Raw genomic sequence first — 17,226 nt, 5'->3', positions numbered from 1 at the left:
CATGGAGAATGGCCCTCACCCGCGCCCCGTAAGATCGCCCGGGAGGATCCACCTTGGCGCTCAGCAGACGTTCTTTCAGTGCCCTGGCCGGCTCGACCGCGCTCGGGCTCGCCCTGGGCGGCAGCGGCGGCCCCGGGGCGCCCTCGGCGTACGCGGCGCGCAGCGTGCCGACCGGCCCGGCACCCGCCCCGCCGAGCGCCGACGGCCGGCCGCACACCATCGGCTACGACCGGTACTCGCTGCTCGTCGACGGCAGGCGCCTGGTCGTGTGGTCCGGGGAGATGCACCCCTTCCGGCTGCCGAGCCCGTCCCTGTGGCGGGACGTGCTGCAGAAGATGCGGGCGCACGGCTACAACGCCGTGAGCATCTATGTGGCCTGGAACTACCACTCCCCCGCCCCGGGGACGTACGACTTCACCGGGGTCCGGGACCTGGACCTGTTCCTGCGGATGGCCGCCGAGACGGGCCTCTACGTCATCCTGCGGCCCGGCCCGTACATCAACGCCGAGGTGGACGGCGGCGGTTTCCCCGGCTGGCTGACGGCGACCGCGGGCACCGCCCGGACCGACGACCCGACCTACCTGGGGCACGTCGACGCGTGGCTGACCCAGGTGAACCGGATCGCCCGCAGGCACCTGTTCACCCAGGGCGCCGGCACGGTCCTGCTGTACCAGATCGAGAACGAGTACGACGCCCACGTCGACGCCACCGGTCGCGCGTACCTGTCCCACCTGTACAAGAAGGTCCGGGCCGACGGCATCGACGTGCCGCTGTTCCACAACGACAAGGGGCGCAACGGCTACTGGGTGCCCGGCTCGTTCGACACCGGCGGCGAGCAGGGCGGCTGGCTGTACGGCTTCGACGGCTATCCGGCGCCGTCGCAGACGCCGCCGGACTGGGGGACGTTCGGGCCCGGCGGGGCGAAGGGCGGGGCGAGTGCCTCGCCGACCACGCCCGGCTTCGTGCCCGAGTTCGGCGGCGGCTGGTTCGACCCGTGGGGCGGGGCCTTCTTCGACGGCAAGGGGTACGCCGAGTCGCGGCGCACCCGGGACGCGGCCTACGAGCGGCGCTTCTACCTCACCAACCTCGCCAACGGCCTCACCCTGCACAACGTCTACATGACCTTCGGCGGGACCTCCTGGGGCTGGCTGCCCGCACCGGTCGTCTACACGTCGTACGACTACGGCGCCGCCATCGACGAGGGCCGGAACGTCACCGACAAGATCGCGCCGATGCACCAGCTCGGCCATCTGCTGCAGCGCGTGCCCGACTTCGCCAAGCTGGACCGGGCGGCGGACGTCAAGGCGGCGGGCCTGAAGGTCTACCACCTGACCAACCCGGACACCGGCGCCCATGTCTACGTCGCCCGCAACGACGCCGCGGAGGCGGTCACCACCGACCTGCCGACCGACACCGGCCGGCTGCGGATCACCGTGCCCGGCAGGGACGCCCGGCTGTACGCGACCGGGCTGAAGCTGGGCAGGCGGACGCTGAAGTACTCCACCGCCGCGCCCATGCTGTGCCTGACGGCGGGGCGGCAGGACATCGCGGCGTTCTCCGGGCGCCTGGACGACATGGCCGAGCTGGTGCTGCAGTGCCCGGCCGAGCCGGACGTCATGCGGCTGGACCCGGAGGCCGCCTGGGTCTTCGACGACGACGAACTGCATGTGAACGTGCCGCTCGGCCGGGGCGGGCTGACCCGCGTGCTGGTGCAGAAGGGCGAGACCGAGACCCCGCTGCTGCTGCTCTTCGCCGACGACGCCACCGCCGTACGCCTCTTCCCGTACGACACCCCGTCCGGGACGCTGCTGGTGTACGGCCCGGCACTGCTGCGCCACGTCGAACTGCGTGGCTCCGAGGTCCACTTGACGGGTGACGTCACCGACACGACGACCGTGGAGGTGTGGGGGCCGCGCGGGATCGACACCCTGGTGTGGAACGGGCGCACCCTGCCCACCCGGATCACGATGTCCGGCAGCCTGATGACCACCGGCCTGCTGCCCGCCGTCCCCGAGGTGAAGCTGCCCGAGCTGGGCGGCTGGCGGATGCGGACGGAGAACCCGGAGGCCGGACCCGGCTTCGACGACTCCGGCTGGCAGGCCGCCGACAAGAAGGCGTCGTTCAGCCCCACGCCCGTCCCAGCCGGTCAGCCGGTGCTGTTCGCCGACGACTACGGCTTCCACTACGGCGACGTCTGGTACCGCGGCGCCTTCATCGACGCCACCGGCCTGGAAGAGGTCTCGCTGTCCTACAGCACGGGCACCCAGGGACTGTTGATGGCCTGGCTGGACGGCGAGCCGCTGGGCACGCACCGGATGCCGGTGCCGGACAAGAGCACCACCGTCCGCCAGGGGAGCTGGTCGGCCACGGCCGGCTTCCCGGTGCGGGAGGCACTGCGCTCGCCGGGCCGGCATGTGCTGTCCGTGCTCGTGCGACGCATGCAGCACGACCAGGACGGCAAGGGGCTCGACACCCACAAGGTGGCTCGAGGCCTGACGGCCGCCACCTTCAAGGGCGCTTCGCCCAGGGTGAGTTGGCGGATCCAGGGCGCGGCGGCCCCCGATCCCGTACGCGGCCCCCTGAACAACGGCGGCCTGTACGGCGAGCGGGAGGGCTGGCATCTGCCCGGCTTCCGGGACCACGACTGGGAGAGGGCGACCTTCCCGCGGGCCGCCCGGTACCAGGGCGTGACCTGGTACCGGACCGCGTTCCGGCTCTCGGTGCCGGCCGACATCGACGCCTCGATCGGCCTGACCCTTCAGGACGACCCGTACCGCGCCTACCGCGCCCAGATCTTCCTCAACGGCTGGAACCTCGGCCAGTACATCAACAACGTGGGCCCGCAGCACACCTTCGTCCTGCCGAACGGCATCCTGCGCACCCGGGGCACCAACACCCTCGCGCTGGCGGTCCTCTCGGAGTTCACCACACTGTCGGGCCCCGGGTCGGTACGGCTGACACTGCTCGGCAGGGCGACGGGCGGGCTACCGGTCACGCCAGTCTGATCACGTTCCAGGACAGCGGTTCCAGTACGGCGGTGAGGGTGCCGTCCGCAAGGGCGGTGCCCTCGACCGGGTGCGGGACGACCCGCCCGGGGTCGTCGAGGGTGTTACGGGCGTCGGGGTCGGCGTCCGCGAGCGCGCTGTGCTCGATGACGTTCGTCGGTCCCATTCCGTTGAGGGCGACTTCGACGGGCAGGGCGTCCGTACGGCTGCGGTTGACGGCGAACACGGTGACCGAGCCGTCGGCCGCGCGGACGGCCGTGGCGTGGAGCAGGTCCGTCTCGCCGTACTTCTTCGTGTCGTACGTCGGCGAGTCCACGCGCACGTCGAGGACCTCGCCCCGGCCGTACCTCGACGCCTGCGCGAACGGGAAGAACGTCGTCTGCCGCCAGGCCGGGCCGCCCGGCTCGGTCATGATCGGGGCGATCACGTTGACCAACTGGGCCAGGCAGGCGACGGTGACGCGGTCGGCGTGCCGGAGCAGGGCGATGAGGAGCGAGCCCAGGACGACGGCGTCCGTGACGCTGTAGTTGTCCTCCAGCAGTCGCGGGGCCTCGGGCCAGTCGTGCCGCTCGAACGTCTTCGCGTGTTCCTCCCAGCGGGAGAGGTACCAGACGTTCCACTCGTCGAAGGAGAGGTTGATCCTCTTCTTGGACTTGAGCTTCGCGCCGATGTGGTCGGCGGTGGCGACCACGTTCCCGATGAAGGACTCCATGTCGACGGCGGAGGCGAGGAAGGAGTCCAGGTCGCCGTCGACCGGCTCGTAGTAGGCGTGCAGGGAGATGTGGTCGACCAGGTCGTACGCCTCCTCAAGGACGGTCGCCTCCCACGCGGCGAAGGTGGGCATGGCCTGGTTGGAGGAGCCGCAGGCGACCAGTTCGACGGCGGGGTCGGCCTGGCGCATGGCCCGCGCGGTCTCGGCGGCGAGCCGGCCGTACTCGTGGGCGGTCTTGTGCCCGGTCTGCCAGGGACCGTCCATCTCGTTGCCGAGGCACCACAGCCTGATGCCGAAGGGTTCCTTGTCACCGTGGGCGGCACGGAGGTCGGAGAGGGCGGTGCCGGCGGGGTGGTTGGCGTACTCCTGGAGTTCGAGGGCTTCCGCCACGCCGCGGGTGCCGAGGTTCACCGCCATCATCGGCTCGGCCTCGGGGCCGAGTTTCTTGAGGAAGGCGATGAATTCGGAGAGGCCGAAACGGTTCGTCTCGGTGGAGTGCCAGGCGAGGTCGAGGCGCCGGGGGCGGTCCTCGACGGGGCCGACCGAGTCCTCCCACCTGTAGCCGGAGACGAAGTTGCCGCCGGGGTAGCGGATGGCGGTGACGCCGAGTTCCCGGACCAGTTCCAGGACGTCGGTGCGCAGTCCGGCTTCGTCCGCGCGGGGGTGCCCGGGTTCGTGGATGCCCGTGTGGACACAGCGGCCCAGGTGTTCCACGAAGGAGCCGAAGATGCGGGGGTTCACCTGGCCGATGGTGAAAGCGGGGTCCAGCGTGAAGCGGGCGGTGTCCATGGGCGCCTTTCGGGGTGGTTGGCCTGTGTTTCGTCGGCGAGTGCGAGTGCTTCGTGGCTCGTCACGCAGTTCCCGGCGCTTGCCGGAGTCCCGGCCGGCCGTGCTTCCAGGTGGGCTGGTCCAGGCGCGGCTTCGGGGTGGCGGGGAGGACGGCGGCGAGCACCGCCGCCGGTCCGAGGCGCTTCGGCTGCACGGCTCCTTCGGGTGCGTCACGGGCCCGGGAGGCCGGTGTGGGCGAGACCCGTCACGATCCGGCGCTGGAAGAGGACGAAGACGACGATCAACGGCAGGCCCGCCCGCCATGAGGCATCCGGCCACGGCCGGGCCGCCCACCGCTGTCAGAAGTCGCCTGCGAGTCAGGCCAGGTCGTCCCACACCTTGCCCCATTGTTCGACAGATCGAATACTGTCCGTAACTTCGAACGTGACCGTAGAGTCGAAGCGCTTGCGCGTCAATGGGGGCGGCGGATTCGTCCCGCGGTGCCCCCCGAACCGTGTCGACCGCATGACGCGGACACGTCCTTCCGCGTAGTCTCGGACCTGCCGTCGTTCGGCGGCGAGGAGGGGGGACGATGGGCATCGCGGGCGCGCTGAGGAGGGCGGCCCGGTGTGCCGGGAGGCTGCGACAGCGCTCGCGGACCGATGTGACGATGCGTCGGCTGACGGCCCACTTCGCCGCGGCGGTGCGAGACCGTCCCCACCCTCCCGCCGACGCACGCGAGTTGTGCCGGGCGCTGTGCGCGGCGATGAGCACCCTGCGCGGAGGGCGGCCCGTCCAGCTGCGGTTCGAGCGCTTCCCCGACGAGCTCGCGGTCACGGGCCTGTGGGTGGAGTTCCACGACTTCGACCTCGTCATCGTCGAGGAGCGGGCCGAAGGGGTCCAGCAACTGGTCATCCTCGGGCATGAGCTGTGGCACATGCACGCCGGACACTGTCAGCACCCCGGCGCCGACGCAGCCGCGTCCCGCGTGCTGGCCGAGGAGCCCGACCTGTGTGCCGCCGCACTCGCCGTCGCCGCCCGCGACGGCTCCCGGGAGCGCGACGAGGCCGACGCCGATGCGTTCGGGCACCGGCTCGCCACCGCCTTCCGGCCCCACCTGTTGCACGGCACGGGCCGGCCCCTCGACCCCCTCCAGCGGTCCCTCGGCCACCGCGGGCGCGCGGAGGGTCCACGGTGACGTGCGCCTACCAGGCGGCCGCCCTGACCGGCCGGCCGGCCTCCGCGGACATGCTCAGCGAGTCCTCCATCGCGTTCTGGATCGCGACCGCGGTGCTGGCCACCGCCCTGGCGATCAAGCTGCCCACGATCATCCGGCTGTGGAAGGACCCGCTGCTGCGCGCGGTGGGCGGTCTGCTGCTGCTCGCCTGTGCGGTGTTCGTGTTCGTGACGCCGTCGACGATCGCCTGGACCAACCGGGTCACCGGCGTCCCCAACATCTCGGCGCCGCTGGTCTATTCGCTGCTCACCGCGTTCTGCGCGTCCTGTCTGCTGCTGATCATCGCCTGGCGCGACGGACTGTCCGACCGCTCTGCCGTCACCCGGCGCGCACAGCGCTGGGTGATCACCGTGTACTCCGGTGTGATCGTCGCGCTGTGGGTGCTGTTCGTACTCGCGGACGTCCCTGTCGAGCGGCGCATCGACCTGGACACGTACTACGCCAACACCCCGTACATGCGCGAGGAGATCCTGCTGTACCTGCTCGCGCACTGCGCCACGGCCCTCATCACGTCCCGGTTGATCTGGAACTGGGTGCGCGCCGACGGGCTGCTCGACTCCTGGCTGTGCTGGGGGCTGATGTCGCTGGGCGCCGGCTACGGGATGAACCTGGTGTTCGACGCCGTCAAGCTCACCGCCGTCACGGCCCGCTGGACCGGACACGACCTGGACTGGCTGAGCACCGATGTCGCGCCGCCGGTGGCCTGTCTGTCGGCCATCCTGATCGCGGTCGGCTTCATCCTGCCGCACGTCGGCCAGTACCTGCACGACCGCTGGCGGGTCCGGCTCGCCCACAACCAACTGCGCCCTCTGTACCTGCTGATGCGCAGCGTCAACGGCGAGGGGGTGCCTCTGCTGCTGCGGGCCCGCCCGGAGTTGCGGCTGACGCGCCGCGAGACGTTCATCCGGGACGTCCTGCTGCCCCTCGGCCGCCGCATCGACGACGACCTGCGCCGTCGGTCGTACGACGCCGCGCTCGACCTCGGCCACCCACCGGACAGGGCCAAGGCACTGGCCTCGGCGGTGACGATCCTGGACGCCGTGGAGAAGCGCGCACGGCCGCGGTCCGACGACGGCATGGAGGACACCGACGCGACGGACCTCCTGCGGGAGATCGGCCCGGTCTCCTGCGCGCTGCGCCGCCCCGACGTCGTCGAGGCCGTCCGCGCGACGGCGGAAGGCCGCGGCGATCCGCACACCGGGCCCCGGGTAAACGACGGCTTGGCTTCGGCGTGAGACGTAGGCACGGATTTCCGGCACAGGGTGGCTGAGACGGGCCGAGTGTTGGCATATTGCACGGATGACGGCGACGAGATGACGGAGAGCAGGGTGCGTACGACCAGGGAGATGCGGCGGCTCGCCGACACCCTCATCGGTCCCATCCGCGTGCCGGTCCCGGCGGACCCGGAGGCTCTCTTCGACGCCCTGGTCGCCTCCGTCAGCGCCTGGCGCGGCCGCGAGGTCGTCGTCCACAAGGAGGTCTTCCCCCCGCACACCGCCAGCGGGCTGTGGCTGGAACGGGAGACGCACGACGACGTGGTCGTCGACCGGCGAGCCGCCGTGTGGCACCAGATCGTCATCTTCTGTCACGAGGTGTGGCACATGAGCCAGGGTGGTGCCGGTGCGGCGCGCACCGACTTCAACCTGGTCGAGGAGCAGGCGGCCGACCAGTTCGGCATGTTGATGGGCCGGCGGCTGCGCCCGTGGCTGGAGGCCTCCGCGGACTCGGTGTTCGCCGAGCCCGGCGACGGCACTCAGGGCCTGGCCGGCCGTATCGGCGCCGCTCTCAACTACCGTGGAACCAAACCATGAGCGGCCCGATCAACTACGTCAGCTGCGCGGTGCTGTGGCTCGGGCTCGCGGTGAAGGCGCCGGACCTGGCCCGCCACTGGAGGGATCCGTACCTGCGGGCGATCTGCGCGGTGCTGGCCCTGGCCGGGCTGTGCTTCCTCCTCGGGGCCCCTCCGACGGTGGGCGCCGTCAACCGGCTCAGCGGCATCCCCAACCTCGCGGCCCCGCTCACCTACGCCTCGATCACGGCGTACAGCGCCGCCTCGCAGCTCCTCGTCGTCTACTGGCGGGGCGGACCGCAGGTGCACCGGACCGCCTGCCGGTGGATCGCCGCCTACACAGGCGTCCTCCTCGGCGTCGCCGTCATGTTCGCGCTGGGCGACGCGCCGGTGGAACGCCGTACCGACCTGGACACCTACTACGCGACCACCCCGTTCCTCGCCGAGATGATCGTGCTGTACCTGGCCGGGCACCTCGCCGCCGCCGGCGTCACCGCGGTGTCGTCGCTGCGCTGGGCACGCCAGGTCGACGGCCGTCTGCGGGTGGGGCTGACCATGTTGGGCACCGGGGCGCTGTGCAGCGCCGGGTACAGCGTCTCCAAGCTCACCGCCGTGACGGCCCGATGGTGCGGGGCCGACTGGTCGCGGCTCGGGACGACGGTGTCCCCGGTGGCCGCCGGGCTCGGCGCGCTCCTCACCGTCACGGGCATCCTGATCCCGCTGGCCTGGCCGCGCGTGACGGAGTGGCGGCGGTCCCGACGGACGTACGCGCGGCTGAGCCCCCTGGAGCGCGAACTGGACGAACTGCTCACCCGCCGGTCGCTCCGGCTGCCGCGGCCCCGCTGGGCCACCCCCGCCACCCGGCTGGTGTGGCTGCGGACCAGCATCCACAACGCGCTCGGCCATTTGGACGCCTACTTCGACCGGGACCTGTACGAGCAGGTCCGCGAGAGCGCCTTGCGGGAGACGGACGACGCGGGACGCGCGGAGTCGGTCGCGTGGGCGGCGGTGGTCGCGGCGGCGGTCGAGGCGGAACGCCGCCGGGAGCGGCCCCTGGAACCCCTGGAACCGTGCGACGAGATCGACCTGCTGTCGGTCCGCGCCCTCGGCCCGGCGACCCTGGTCGACATCGCCGACGCCCTGGCCACCTCGGCGCTGGTCGCGTCCGCCCGCGTCCGCGGCAGGACGACGCACACGGGCACCGCATGAGGCGGACCAGGATGCGTACGCCCCGCGGGGCCGCACTGCGGACGGACGGGGGGGCGCGGCCGTGAATCTCGTCGTCTACCTGGCGGCGGGGGCTCTTGTGCTGTCCTCCGCTCTCCTGGCCCGCCGGCCCCGCACCGCGCCGTGGAATCCGCTCACCCTGTCGACGTGCGCGGCGATCGCGCTGGGCGCCCTCGTCTTCGTCTGCTCGGCCCCGTTGACCCTGGCCACGGTCAACGAGCTCACCGGCATACCGAACTTCGGTGCTCCGCTCACCTACGGAATGCTCTCCGCGTACAGCTGCTCGCTGCTCGTCCTGCTGATCCACTGGCGGGGCGGCCCACGCGAGCGCCTGCGGCGGGCGGTGCTGCGCTGTGTGGCCGCCTACGGAGCGCTGATCGTCGCCATCGTCGTGCTGTTCGCACTCGCGGACGCGCACACGGAGCGGCTGCGCGACCTCGACACGTACTACGCGAACACGCCCGGCATGCGGGAGATGATCCTGCTCTATCTGTTCGGGCACACCGCGGCGATTCTGGTGATGTGCGCGCTGTGTGTGAAATGGGGGCGCGAGGTCACCGGCCTGCTGCGGACCGGCCTGCGGCTGATCCTCGTCGGCTCGCTGCTGGACGTCACCGGTTTTCAGCTCACCAAGTACACGGCGGTCGTGGCTCGTTGGACGGGACACGACCTCGACTTCCTGTCCACCGACCTCGCCCCTCCGGCGGCGTCGCTCGCCGCCCTGCTGTGTTCCGCGGGCTTCGCCCTGCCCAGACTGCTGCCCGCGGTCCTCACCCAGTGGCACGGTCTCGGCGACTACCGCCGGCTCGGACCGCTGTGGTCACGGCTGCGGTTCGCGTCCATCGCGCCCAAGCCTCCCAGCTCGTGGTGGCAGCTGCCCCACGAGCGGCTGCACTGGCGCGAGGTGTCCATCCACGACGCCCTGCTGGCGCTCGCCCCGTACTTCGACGACCGCGTCCGCGAGAAGGCACGCGAGGCGGCACTGCGGGCGGGACGCGGGGCGCACGAGGCGCGGGTCGCGGCGGAGGCCGCCATGGTCGCGGACGCCGCACGCCGCGCCGCCGCCGGCGAGGAGCCGCCACAGGCGCCGAGCGGAAACCGCCTGTACGCGACGGAGGTGTCCGGGCCGAGCGGCTTGGTGGAGCTGGCGCGGGCCCTGGAGACCGTGCACGCCGCGGAACCGTGGGTGAAGGTACGGTGAGGACCTGCCATGGCTGAACTTGCGCGGCCCGCTTCGGGCTTGGCCGGTTCATGCCCGGATGATTCGAGGAGCCCCATGCCGCGCAGAGCTGTCGTGATCGGTGCCGGACTGGCCGGCATGCTGGCCGCCGCGGCGCTGTCCGCCTCCGTGGAGGAGGTGATCGTGCTGGAGCGCGACGACCTGCCCGACGGCCCCCGGCACCGCCGTGGGCTCCCTCAGGGGCGCCATGCTCATCTCCTCATGGCCGGTGGCCTGGCCGCCATGGACGATCTGGTGCCCGGGACGCGCATGCGCGAGCGGCTGCTCGCCGCCGGCGCCCACGAGGTGGCCCTCGGCCAGGGGCTGGTGGCCCTCACCCCGGAGGGCTGGTTCCGCCGCTGGCGCCACGAGGGGCCACACATGCTCACCTGCAGCCGGGCGCTGCTGGACTGGGTCGTACGGGCCGCGGTGCTGGCCGGCACGAACGTGCGCATACGCAAGGCGCAGGCTCTCGAACTGACCGGGGACGCCAGGCGTGTTCGGGGGGTGCGGGTGTCGACGCCCGACGGCGAGCACGCACTCGAAGCCGACTTCGTGGTCGACGCCGGCGGGCGGGGGTCCCGGGTCCTGACGTGGCTGAAGGAGCTCGGCCTTTCGGGCATCGAGGAGAAGACCGTGGACGCCGGTCTCGTCAATGCCACCCGCATCTACCGCAGACCCGCCGGGGCCGAGCTGTTCCCGGTGACGCTCGTGCAGGCCGATCCCTACCGAGGGCGGCCGGGGCGCAGTGGGATGATCCTGCCCATCGAGGGCGGCCGCTGGATGGTGAGTCTCGCCGGCACCCGGGGCGGCGAACCACCGGCCGACCCCGATGGCTTCCTGCGCTACACACTCGATCTTCCCGACCCCATCGTCGGCCGCCTGATCTCCGGCGCCGAGCCCCTCACCGAAGTGCGCATCAACCGCAGCACCAGCAACGTACGGCGCTACCTGGAGAAGGCCCGCCACTGGCCGGACGGCTTCGTCGTCCTCGGTGACGCGGTGGCCACGTTCAACCCCGCCTACGGACAGGGCATGTCGGTGGCCGCGCTCGGCGCCGGGGTGCTGGGCGCGGAACTGCGGCGCGGCGGTGTCCTCGCGCCCGGACTCGGGCGGCGGGTGCAGCGGGGGGTCGCCCGGTCGGTCACCGCGGCGTGGGCGATGGCCGTGGGTCAGGACGTCTGGTTCCCCCAGGTGCGGGGTGCGCGACCGGGCGTCGCTGATCACCTCGTCACCCGGTACTCGCGCCGTATGACGAAGGCGGCCACCGGTTCGTACCGGGCGGCCGCCGCTCTCTGGGACGTGACGAGCCTCGCGGCGGGACCCACCCGTCTGCTGCGCCCGGACGCCGTGCTCGCGGCCCTGGCGGGCCCGCTCCTTCCGGCCCTGCCGGAGCCGCCGCTGACGGCACGGGAGTGGAAGATCGTGCGGGAGCTGGACCGCACGGGAGCGTGAATCGGTCAGCCCGCGAACGCCGGCTGAGCAACGCCCCGGCCCGCGCCGGGCACCACCAGCAGCGAACCCGCCACCGGATGCGGCGCCCGGAGCCCCGTCCGCGCCGTCGTCACGTACAGGTCGGTCAAGTCGTCACCGCCGAACGCGCAGGCGGTCGTACGCGGCGTCGGCAGTGGGATCACCCGGTCCAACGCACCGGCCGGCGTGTACCGCCGCACCGCTCCCCCGTCCCACAGCGCCACCCACACGCATCCGTCCGCGTCGACCGTCAGCCCGTCCGGGAAACCCGCCCCCTCCTCGATCTCCACCAGCGGCCGCCGGCCGTGGACCCGTTCGCCGTCGTAGTCGAAGACGTCCACCCGGCGGGTCGGGGAGTCGACGTAGTACATCAGGCGGCCGTCGGGGCTCCAGCCCGTGCCGTTGCTGACCGCGACGTCGGACAGCACCGGTTCCGCCGTACCGTCGCCGGTCAGCCGGGTCAGCGTGCCGCCGCCCGGCGCCTCGTCGTAGCGCATGGTGCCCGCCCACAGCGAGCCGTCGGGCGCCACGGCGGCGTCGTTCGCGCGGCGGCCCGCGACCGGCTCGTGGTGCAGCCAGCGGAACGTGCCGTCGGGGTCCAGCAGGCCCACGCCGTCCCGGAGGTTGAGGACCAGGCCGCCGCCCGCGCGGGGCTTGACCGCACCCACGTGCTGCTCGGTCGTCCGCACCGTACGCCGGCCCGACGCCGGGTCGTACGTGTGGACGCGCATCCCGAGGATGTCGAGCCAGATCAGCCGGCCCGTCGCCGGGTCCCAGGTCGGCCCCTCGCCCAGCTCCGACTCCGCCCGCACGGCGACCTCGTACGCGGCGCTCATGCCGCGCTCCGGTGGCCCAGCCGCTCGGACAGCTCCGCCGCGCCCTTCACCGCCAGCTGCTCCAGCTCGGCCCGGCGCTCGTCGCTCCAGCGGATCATCGGCACGGAGATGGACAGCGCGGCGACGACCTGGCCGGTGCGATCGCGGACCGGGGCGGCCACACAGCTCACGTCCGGGTTGGACTCGCGGCTCTCCGCCGCGATGCCCCGCTGCCGGATCTCCGCCAGCGCCTCGCGCAGCGCGCCGGGGTCGGTGATGCTGTTGGGGGTCATCGCGGACAGCTCGGCGTCGTCCGGGATCCGCGCGGTCAGCTCCTGCTCCGGCAGCGCGGCCAGCAGCATCTTGCCGACCGAGGTGCAGTGGGCGGGCAGGCGCCGGCCGGCCGCGGAGACCATGCGGACGGCGTGCGTGGAGTCGACCTTGGCGATGTAGATGACGTCGGTGCCCTCGAGGATCGCCACGTGGACGGTCTCGTCGCAGGTCTCGGCGACCGAGCGGGCCACCTGCTGGCCCTCGGCGGCGAGGTCGAGCTGCTCGGCGTAGCGGCTGCCGAGCTGGTACGGGCGTACGCCGAGCCGGTAGCGTCCGGGCTGCCCCGGCACGGGCACGATGTACGAGCGTGCGGCGAGCGTGGTGACCAGCTCGTGCACGGTGGTGCGCGGCAGCTGCAGCCTGCGCACGATGTCGGGGGCGGAGAGCGTCCCGTCCCCGTCGAGGAACAGCTCAAGAATGTCGAGAGCCCGGGTCACGGCAGGCACGAGGCGTCCCACGTCCGGCCCCCTCCCTTGGGTCTAGGCGCCCGTCCGACACAGCGACACGGAGATGTTCGAGATATCAACAGGCGATCGGCATGACGAACACAGGCTAGTCATGGAGGGTTTCCCGGGCAATGGCCCGGCGGCAGACCGTGCACCATGGAGGCATGGATCTGGACTTCCAGCTGGTGCTGCTGCGCCGCATGGCCGACCACAACCCGGATCTGGTCGAGGACGCCCGCCGCACGCTGGGCGCGTCGATCGCGGACATGCGGGAGACCAACAAGCGCTGGCAGGCGATGGTCCGCTCCCCGAGATCCCGCTCCGCCGCGTCCCGTTACCGCTCGGTCCTCGGCGAGCCCGAGTCCGTCGCCCCGCGCCGGCTCGGTGACGTCGACTGCGAGGCCCGGCGCTGGGCCCTGCCCCTCTGGCCCGACCTGCGGTTCGAGGTGCTGGTCGGGCCGGACGGCGCGGTCTGGAACGAGTGGCTGGTGCGGGCGCCGGGTGCCCCCGCGCCGCGGCTGGAGACCGTGCAGGACCTGGTCCCCTGGTCCTGCACGGTCGACGAGGCCGCCCGCGCCTTCGCCCCGGCCCGCCCGCTGGAGGGCACCGCACCGACTCGCTGGGGCCTCGCCTTCACCGCACCCGGCCCGGACGGCGTACGGCACGAGGTGGTCACCGAGTTCACCTGGGGGCTGCTGCAGCGGACGGCGGTCGTCCCCTGATCCCGCTCAGTCGTCGAAACCGGTGGCCCGGGTCCGCTTCTCCCAGGTGGTGACGTCCTGGCGGACCTGGTCGAGGTGGTCCAGCACGGCGCTCACCCCGTCGTCGCCGAGCGGCAGCCGCAGCGGGGTGTGCTCCGCCTCCAGGGCGGCCAGGATCAGCGCCGCCGCCCTGGCCGGGTCACCGGGCTGACTGCCGCGACCACCGGCGACCGCACCCCGGGTCTCCCCGACCCTGGTGTACACCCCGGTGTCGGAGCTGGCCCCGGCCCGGTCGACCTCGAACAGCGCGGTCCGGAAGGCGCCCGGCTCGACGATCAGCACCTTGACCCCGTACTCCCGCACCTCGTCCGCGAGCGCCTCGGACAGTCCCTCCAGAGCGAACTTCGTCGCGCTGTACGCCCCGAAGCCCGCGAAGGACATCTGACCGCCCATGCTGCTCATCTGCACGATCGCACCCGAGCGCCGCTCCCGCAGGTGCGGCAGCACGGCCCGGACGAGGGCCGCCGGTCCGAAGAAGTGCAGGTCGAACAGGTCGCGCAGTTCGGCGTCGGTGGTCTCTTCGACGGCGCCGACGTGAGTGCGGCCGGCGTTGTTGACCAGCACGTCGATCCGCCCGTACCGGGCCACGACATCCCCTACGGCCTGCTCGATCGCGGCGGTGTCCGTCACATCCAGCCGGAGCGCCTCCACCTGGTCGGGGTGGGCGGCCACCACGTCGTCCAGGGCCTCCGGGCGCCGGGCCGCGCCGACCACCACGTCCCCCGCGGCGACGGCCGCCTCGGTGATCGCCCGCCCGAAACCGCTGGTCGCGCCGGTCACCAGCCATACCTTGTTCATCGCAACTCCCCGCGCCGCTCGATCCGTTCGACACACACAAGACTGCTGCCGCATGCCGTTGCCCGTCCAAGACCCGAGGTGATAACCAACGGCTATGGCCATCGACGTCCACGCCCGGGACCTGCGCTACTTCGTCGCGGTCGCCGGGGAACTGCACTTCACCCGGGCCGCCGAGAAGCTGTACGTCTCACAGCCCGCGCTCAGCAAGCAGATCCGGGCGCTGGAGCGGCGGTTGGGGGCGGAGCTGTTCCGGCGCGATCGGCACGGGGTGGCGCTGACGGCGGCGGGCGAGGCGCTGCTGCCGCACGCGCGCGAGGCGCTGGCCGCGTGGGAGGCGGGCGCGGCGGCCGTTGAGGCGGCCAAGGCGGCACAGCGCAGCACGCTGGTGGTGGGCATGAGCACCAGTCCGGGCCGGGGCGGCCTGCTGCCCGCGATCCGCTCCCGCTTCACCGCCGCGCACCCGGAGACGACGGTCCGGCTGCGCCAGATGAGCTGGGACGATCCGACGGCGGGCCTGGCCGACGGTTCCGCGGACGTCGCGTTCGTCTGGCTGCCGCTGCCCGACGAGGAGCGCTACGCCTGGACGGTGGTCGCCGAGGAACCCCGGCTGCTGGCCCTCCCCGCCTCGCATCCGCTCGCCGCCCACGCCGAGATCGACTTCGCGGACCTGCTGGACGAGCCGTTCCTGGCCCTTCCGGCAAGCGCAGGCCGGCTGCGGGACCACTGGCTCGCGCTGGACGCCCGCACCGGCCGCCCGCCCCGGATCGGCGCGGAGATCTCCGGGACGGAGGAGACGTACGAGGCGCTGGTCGCGGGCCTCGGCGTCTGCCTGGTCGCCGCGGGCAACGCCCCGCTGATCAGCCTGGGCGGGGTCGTCACCCGTCCGGTCCGGGGCATCGGCCCGAGCCGCTATGTGCTGGCGTGGCGGCGGGAGGACGGCCGGCGGCCGCTGGTGCGGGCGTATGCGGAGGCATGCCGGGAGACGGTCCGCTGATGGCCCCGAAGGGGAGCGGGGAACTGCGCGACATGTCACGGCGCGGCCGCAGCCGCACGACGACACGTCGCGGCACCCCAGGGGCGTCAGTCGATGGCGGCCGCGGTCAGGATCGCTTCCGTCACACGCTCCAGGGAACCGGGATGCAGCCACAGAAACAGGTTCGGCTCGACCAGTTCGAGCTCCATCAGCCGGGGCTCCCCATCCTCGCCGTCCACGAGGTCCACACGCGCGTACAGCAACCCGTCCGCGCCGGGCACCGCCGCCAACGCCTGCTCCGCGACCGCCAGTTCCGCCGCCGTCGGCTGCCACCGCTCCAGGTCCGGATGCGCCACCTTGTCGGCGTCGTACGGGGTGCCGGGCGCGAGGACGGCGCCCTTGCGGCTGGCGTGCAGCGGCCGGCCGCCGAAGAACTGCAGCGCCCGCTCGCCGCTGACGTCGATGCCCCGCACATACGGCTGGACCATCGCGGTGAAGCCCTCGGCGTGCATCCGGGCGAGGTGCCGTACGGCCTGCTCGTGCCCGTCGGGCGTGTAGCGGGCGGCGAACCGGGCACCGGCGCCCGAGGTCGGCTTGATCACGTACTCGTGGTCGACGGGCAGGTCGGCCGGCTCGCCCGGTGCGATGTAACTCGTGGGGACGGTGGGCACGCCGGCCGCCGCGAGCTCGCCCAGGTAGCGCTTGTCGGTGTTCCAGCGCACCACGGGCGCCGGATTGGCGAGCCGGGTCAGCGCGCCGACCCGCTCCACCCAGGCCCCGAACTCCTCGGCGCGCCAGCTGTAGTCCCAGGTGGAGCGGATGACGACGAGGTCGTAGCCGCCCCAGTCGGCGTCCGGGTCGTCCCAGTGGCGGGCCTCGGCCTCGGCTCCGGCGTCGCTCAGCGCCCGCACCAGCTCCGGCAGGTCGGTGTCCTTGCCGGGCTCGGCGCCGGGGTCGTAGGTGGCGAGGGCGATGCGGGGCACGGCGGACTCCCTGTCGTACGGTTCGATCACGGCGAGGCTAACAACCGGCGCTGTCCGGTATGAAGTGACCATGGCCATCGACGGGACCGACGCGTACGCCGGCGTGCCCGGGCTTCCCGCCCTCGTCCGGGCCGCGCTCGCCGTCGCCCGCAGCCACGGTTTCCGGCACTCCTGCCGCCCCGAGCAGGGCCGGCTGCTGCACGCGCCGGCGGGCGGCGCCCGGGTCCGCATCGGGGAGACCGGGACGGGGCTCGGGGTGGGCCTGGCGTGGCCGGCGTCGGGCACGGCTCCGGGGGTGCGGTCGTACAGCGTGGAGCGGGACCCGGAGCGGGCGCGGGCCGCCGCGGGAGTGTTCGCCGGGCGGGCCGAGGTCACCGTGCTCGGCGGCGACTGGCGGCGGATCGAGGAGTACGGGCCCTTCGACCTGCTCGTGCTCGACGGGGGCGGGCAGGGCAAGGTGCCCGGGGCTCCGCCCGCGGACGTCGAGCGGCTGCTGGTGCCCGGCGGGACGCTCGTCGTCGACGACCTCACCCCGGCGACCGGCTGGCCGCCGCTGCACGAGGGCGCGCCGGACCGGCCCCGGCTGCACTGGCTGGAGCATCCCGCGCTGCGCGCGACCGAGCTGAGGCTCGCGGCGGACCTGAGCGCGGTCGTCGGGACAAGCCTCCTGGGGTAGGAAGGTGCCGA

Annotated in this window: 15 protein-coding genes; 10 read left to right on the top strand and 5 right to left on the bottom strand. The window is 72.8% G+C overall.

All coding sequences use genetic code 11. The annotated features are described in order from the left end of the window. The first annotated feature begins 53 nt into the window (after positions 1-53). On the top strand, positions 54-3,005 hold the full coding sequence (locus AB0L59_RS03260) for a beta-galactosidase (protein WP_365578630.1): 2,952 nt from the start codon (positions 54-56) through the stop codon (positions 3,003-3,005). Here AB0L59_RS03260 and AB0L59_RS03255 read toward each other — a convergent pair. Further along, positions 2,992-4,506 carry an alpha-N-arabinofuranosidase gene (locus tag AB0L59_RS03255; RefSeq protein WP_365578628.1) on the bottom strand — a complete coding sequence of 505 codons (1,515 nt, stop codon included), beginning with the start codon at positions 4,504-4,506 and terminating at the stop codon, positions 2,992-2,994. The genes AB0L59_RS03260 and AB0L59_RS03255 overlap by 14 nt on opposite strands. Positions 4,507-5,077: 571 nt before the next feature. Here AB0L59_RS03255 and AB0L59_RS03250 point away from each other — a divergent pair. The 6 genes from AB0L59_RS03250 to AB0L59_RS03225 all read left to right on the top strand — a co-directional run bounded on the left by AB0L59_RS03250 (position 5,078) and on the right by AB0L59_RS03225 (position 11,412). After that, a complete protein-coding gene (locus AB0L59_RS03250; RefSeq protein ID WP_365578626.1) occupies positions 5,078-5,683 on the top strand; it encodes a toxin-antitoxin system, toxin component family protein in 606 nt (201 codons plus the stop codon). A gap of 50 nt (positions 5,684-5,733) precedes the next feature. Then, the gene (locus tag AB0L59_RS03245; protein WP_365579493.1) at positions 5,734-6,957 is read left to right on the top strand and encodes an MAB_1171c family putative transporter; all 1,224 of its coding nucleotides are present in this window, start codon (positions 5,734-5,736) and stop codon (positions 6,955-6,957) included. Between the two features lie 93 nt (positions 6,958-7,050). Beyond that, entirely contained in the window at positions 7,051-7,533 is a 483-nt protein-coding gene (locus AB0L59_RS03240; protein ID WP_365578624.1) for a toxin, read from the top strand. After that, the gene (locus tag AB0L59_RS03235) at positions 7,530-8,720 is read left to right on the top strand and encodes an MAB_1171c family putative transporter (RefSeq protein WP_365578622.1); all 1,191 of its coding nucleotides are present in this window, start codon (positions 7,530-7,532) and stop codon (positions 8,718-8,720) included. The genes AB0L59_RS03240 and AB0L59_RS03235 overlap by 4 nt, the downstream gene beginning before the upstream one ends. Before the next feature lie 61 nt (positions 8,721-8,781). Beyond that, positions 8,782-9,939: an MAB_1171c family putative transporter gene (locus AB0L59_RS03230; protein WP_365578620.1), complete on the top strand. Its 1,158-nt coding sequence runs from the start codon at positions 8,782-8,784 to the stop codon at positions 9,937-9,939. A 75-nt stretch (positions 9,940-10,014) separates the two neighbouring features. Next, positions 10,015-11,412 carry an FAD-dependent monooxygenase gene (locus AB0L59_RS03225; protein WP_365578618.1) on the top strand — a complete coding sequence of 466 codons (1,398 nt, stop codon included), beginning with the start codon at positions 10,015-10,017 and terminating at the stop codon, positions 11,410-11,412. Between the two features lie 5 nt (positions 11,413-11,417). On the opposite strand, the gene AB0L59_RS03220 is transcribed toward AB0L59_RS03225, so the two are convergent. After that, positions 11,418-12,266 carry an SMP-30/gluconolactonase/LRE family protein gene (locus AB0L59_RS03220; RefSeq protein WP_365578616.1) on the bottom strand — a complete coding sequence of 283 codons (849 nt, stop codon included), beginning with the start codon at positions 12,264-12,266 and terminating at the stop codon, positions 11,418-11,420. Next, positions 12,263-13,036 (bottom strand): IclR family transcriptional regulator, encoded by a 774-nt coding sequence (locus AB0L59_RS03215; RefSeq protein ID WP_365578614.1) that lies wholly within the window; start codon positions 13,034-13,036, stop codon positions 12,263-12,265. The genes AB0L59_RS03220 and AB0L59_RS03215 overlap by 4 nt, the downstream gene beginning before the upstream one ends. 152 nt (positions 13,037-13,188) lie before the next feature. Between AB0L59_RS03215 and AB0L59_RS03210 the strand changes: the two genes are divergently transcribed. Continuing rightward, complete coding sequence (locus AB0L59_RS03210; protein WP_365578612.1) at positions 13,189-13,746, top strand: hypothetical protein; 558 nt, start codon at positions 13,189-13,191, stop codon at positions 13,744-13,746. 6 nt (positions 13,747-13,752) lie between these two features. Here AB0L59_RS03210 and AB0L59_RS03205 read toward each other — a convergent pair whose 3' ends face one another. After that, positions 13,753-14,583, bottom strand: coding sequence for an SDR family NAD(P)-dependent oxidoreductase (locus AB0L59_RS03205; RefSeq protein ID WP_365578610.1), 831 nt, complete (start codon positions 14,581-14,583; stop codon positions 13,753-13,755). 94 nt (positions 14,584-14,677) lie between these two features. On the opposite strand from AB0L59_RS03205, the gene AB0L59_RS03200 reads away from it, so the two are divergent. Continuing rightward, a complete protein-coding gene (locus AB0L59_RS03200) occupies positions 14,678-15,577 on the top strand; it encodes a LysR family transcriptional regulator (RefSeq protein ID WP_365578608.1) in 900 nt (299 codons plus the stop codon). Positions 15,578-15,663: 86 nt separating this feature from the next. Here AB0L59_RS03200 and AB0L59_RS03195 read toward each other — a convergent pair whose 3' ends face one another. Beyond that, positions 15,664-16,539 carry a hypothetical protein gene (locus AB0L59_RS03195; RefSeq protein ID WP_365578606.1) on the bottom strand — a complete coding sequence of 292 codons (876 nt, stop codon included), beginning with the start codon at positions 16,537-16,539 and terminating at the stop codon, positions 15,664-15,666. Between the two features lie 70 nt (positions 16,540-16,609). On the opposite strand from AB0L59_RS03195, the gene AB0L59_RS03190 reads away from it, so the two are divergent. Continuing rightward, positions 16,610-17,215, top strand: a complete 606-nt coding sequence (locus AB0L59_RS03190) for an SAM-dependent methyltransferase (RefSeq protein ID WP_365578604.1) — start codon at positions 16,610-16,612, stop codon at positions 17,213-17,215. Positions 17,216-17,226: the final 11 nt, after the last annotated feature.

The sequence above is a fragment of the Streptomyces sp. NPDC052109 genome, from assembly GCF_040680195.1.
In the GTDB taxonomy this organism is placed as follows: domain Bacteria; phylum Actinomycetota; class Actinomycetes; order Streptomycetales; family Streptomycetaceae; genus Streptomyces.
The sequence above is the reverse complement of the archived record's forward strand: the minus strand, read 5'-3'. Positions and strand labels throughout refer to the sequence as shown.

Coding starts and splice junctions, on each gene's coding strand:
- AB0L59_RS03200 (WP_365578608.1), top strand. CDS start 14,678: ATGGCCATCGACGTCCACGCCCGGGACCTGCGCTACTTCGTCGCGGTC.
- AB0L59_RS03250 (WP_365578626.1), top strand. CDS start 5,078: ATGGGCATCGCGGGCGCGCTGAGGAGGGCGGCCCGGTGTGCCGGGAGG.
- AB0L59_RS03205 (WP_365578610.1), bottom strand. CDS start 14,583: ATGAACAAGGTATGGCTGGTGACCGGCGCGACCAGCGGTTTCGGGCGG.
- AB0L59_RS03255 (WP_365578628.1), bottom strand. CDS start 4,506: ATGGACACCGCCCGCTTCACGCTGGACCCCGCTTTCACCATCGGCCAG.
- AB0L59_RS03210 (WP_365578612.1), top strand. CDS start 13,189: ATGGATCTGGACTTCCAGCTGGTGCTGCTGCGCCGCATGGCCGACCAC.
- AB0L59_RS03190 (WP_365578604.1), top strand. CDS start 16,610: ATGGCCATCGACGGGACCGACGCGTACGCCGGCGTGCCCGGGCTTCCC.
- AB0L59_RS03235 (WP_365578622.1), top strand. CDS start 7,530: ATGAGCGGCCCGATCAACTACGTCAGCTGCGCGGTGCTGTGGCTCGGG.
- AB0L59_RS03245 (WP_365579493.1), top strand. CDS start 5,734: ATGCTCAGCGAGTCCTCCATCGCGTTCTGGATCGCGACCGCGGTGCTG.
- AB0L59_RS03220 (WP_365578616.1), bottom strand. CDS start 12,266: ATGAGCGCCGCGTACGAGGTCGCCGTGCGGGCGGAGTCGGAGCTGGGC.
- AB0L59_RS03225 (WP_365578618.1), top strand. CDS start 10,015: ATGCCGCGCAGAGCTGTCGTGATCGGTGCCGGACTGGCCGGCATGCTG.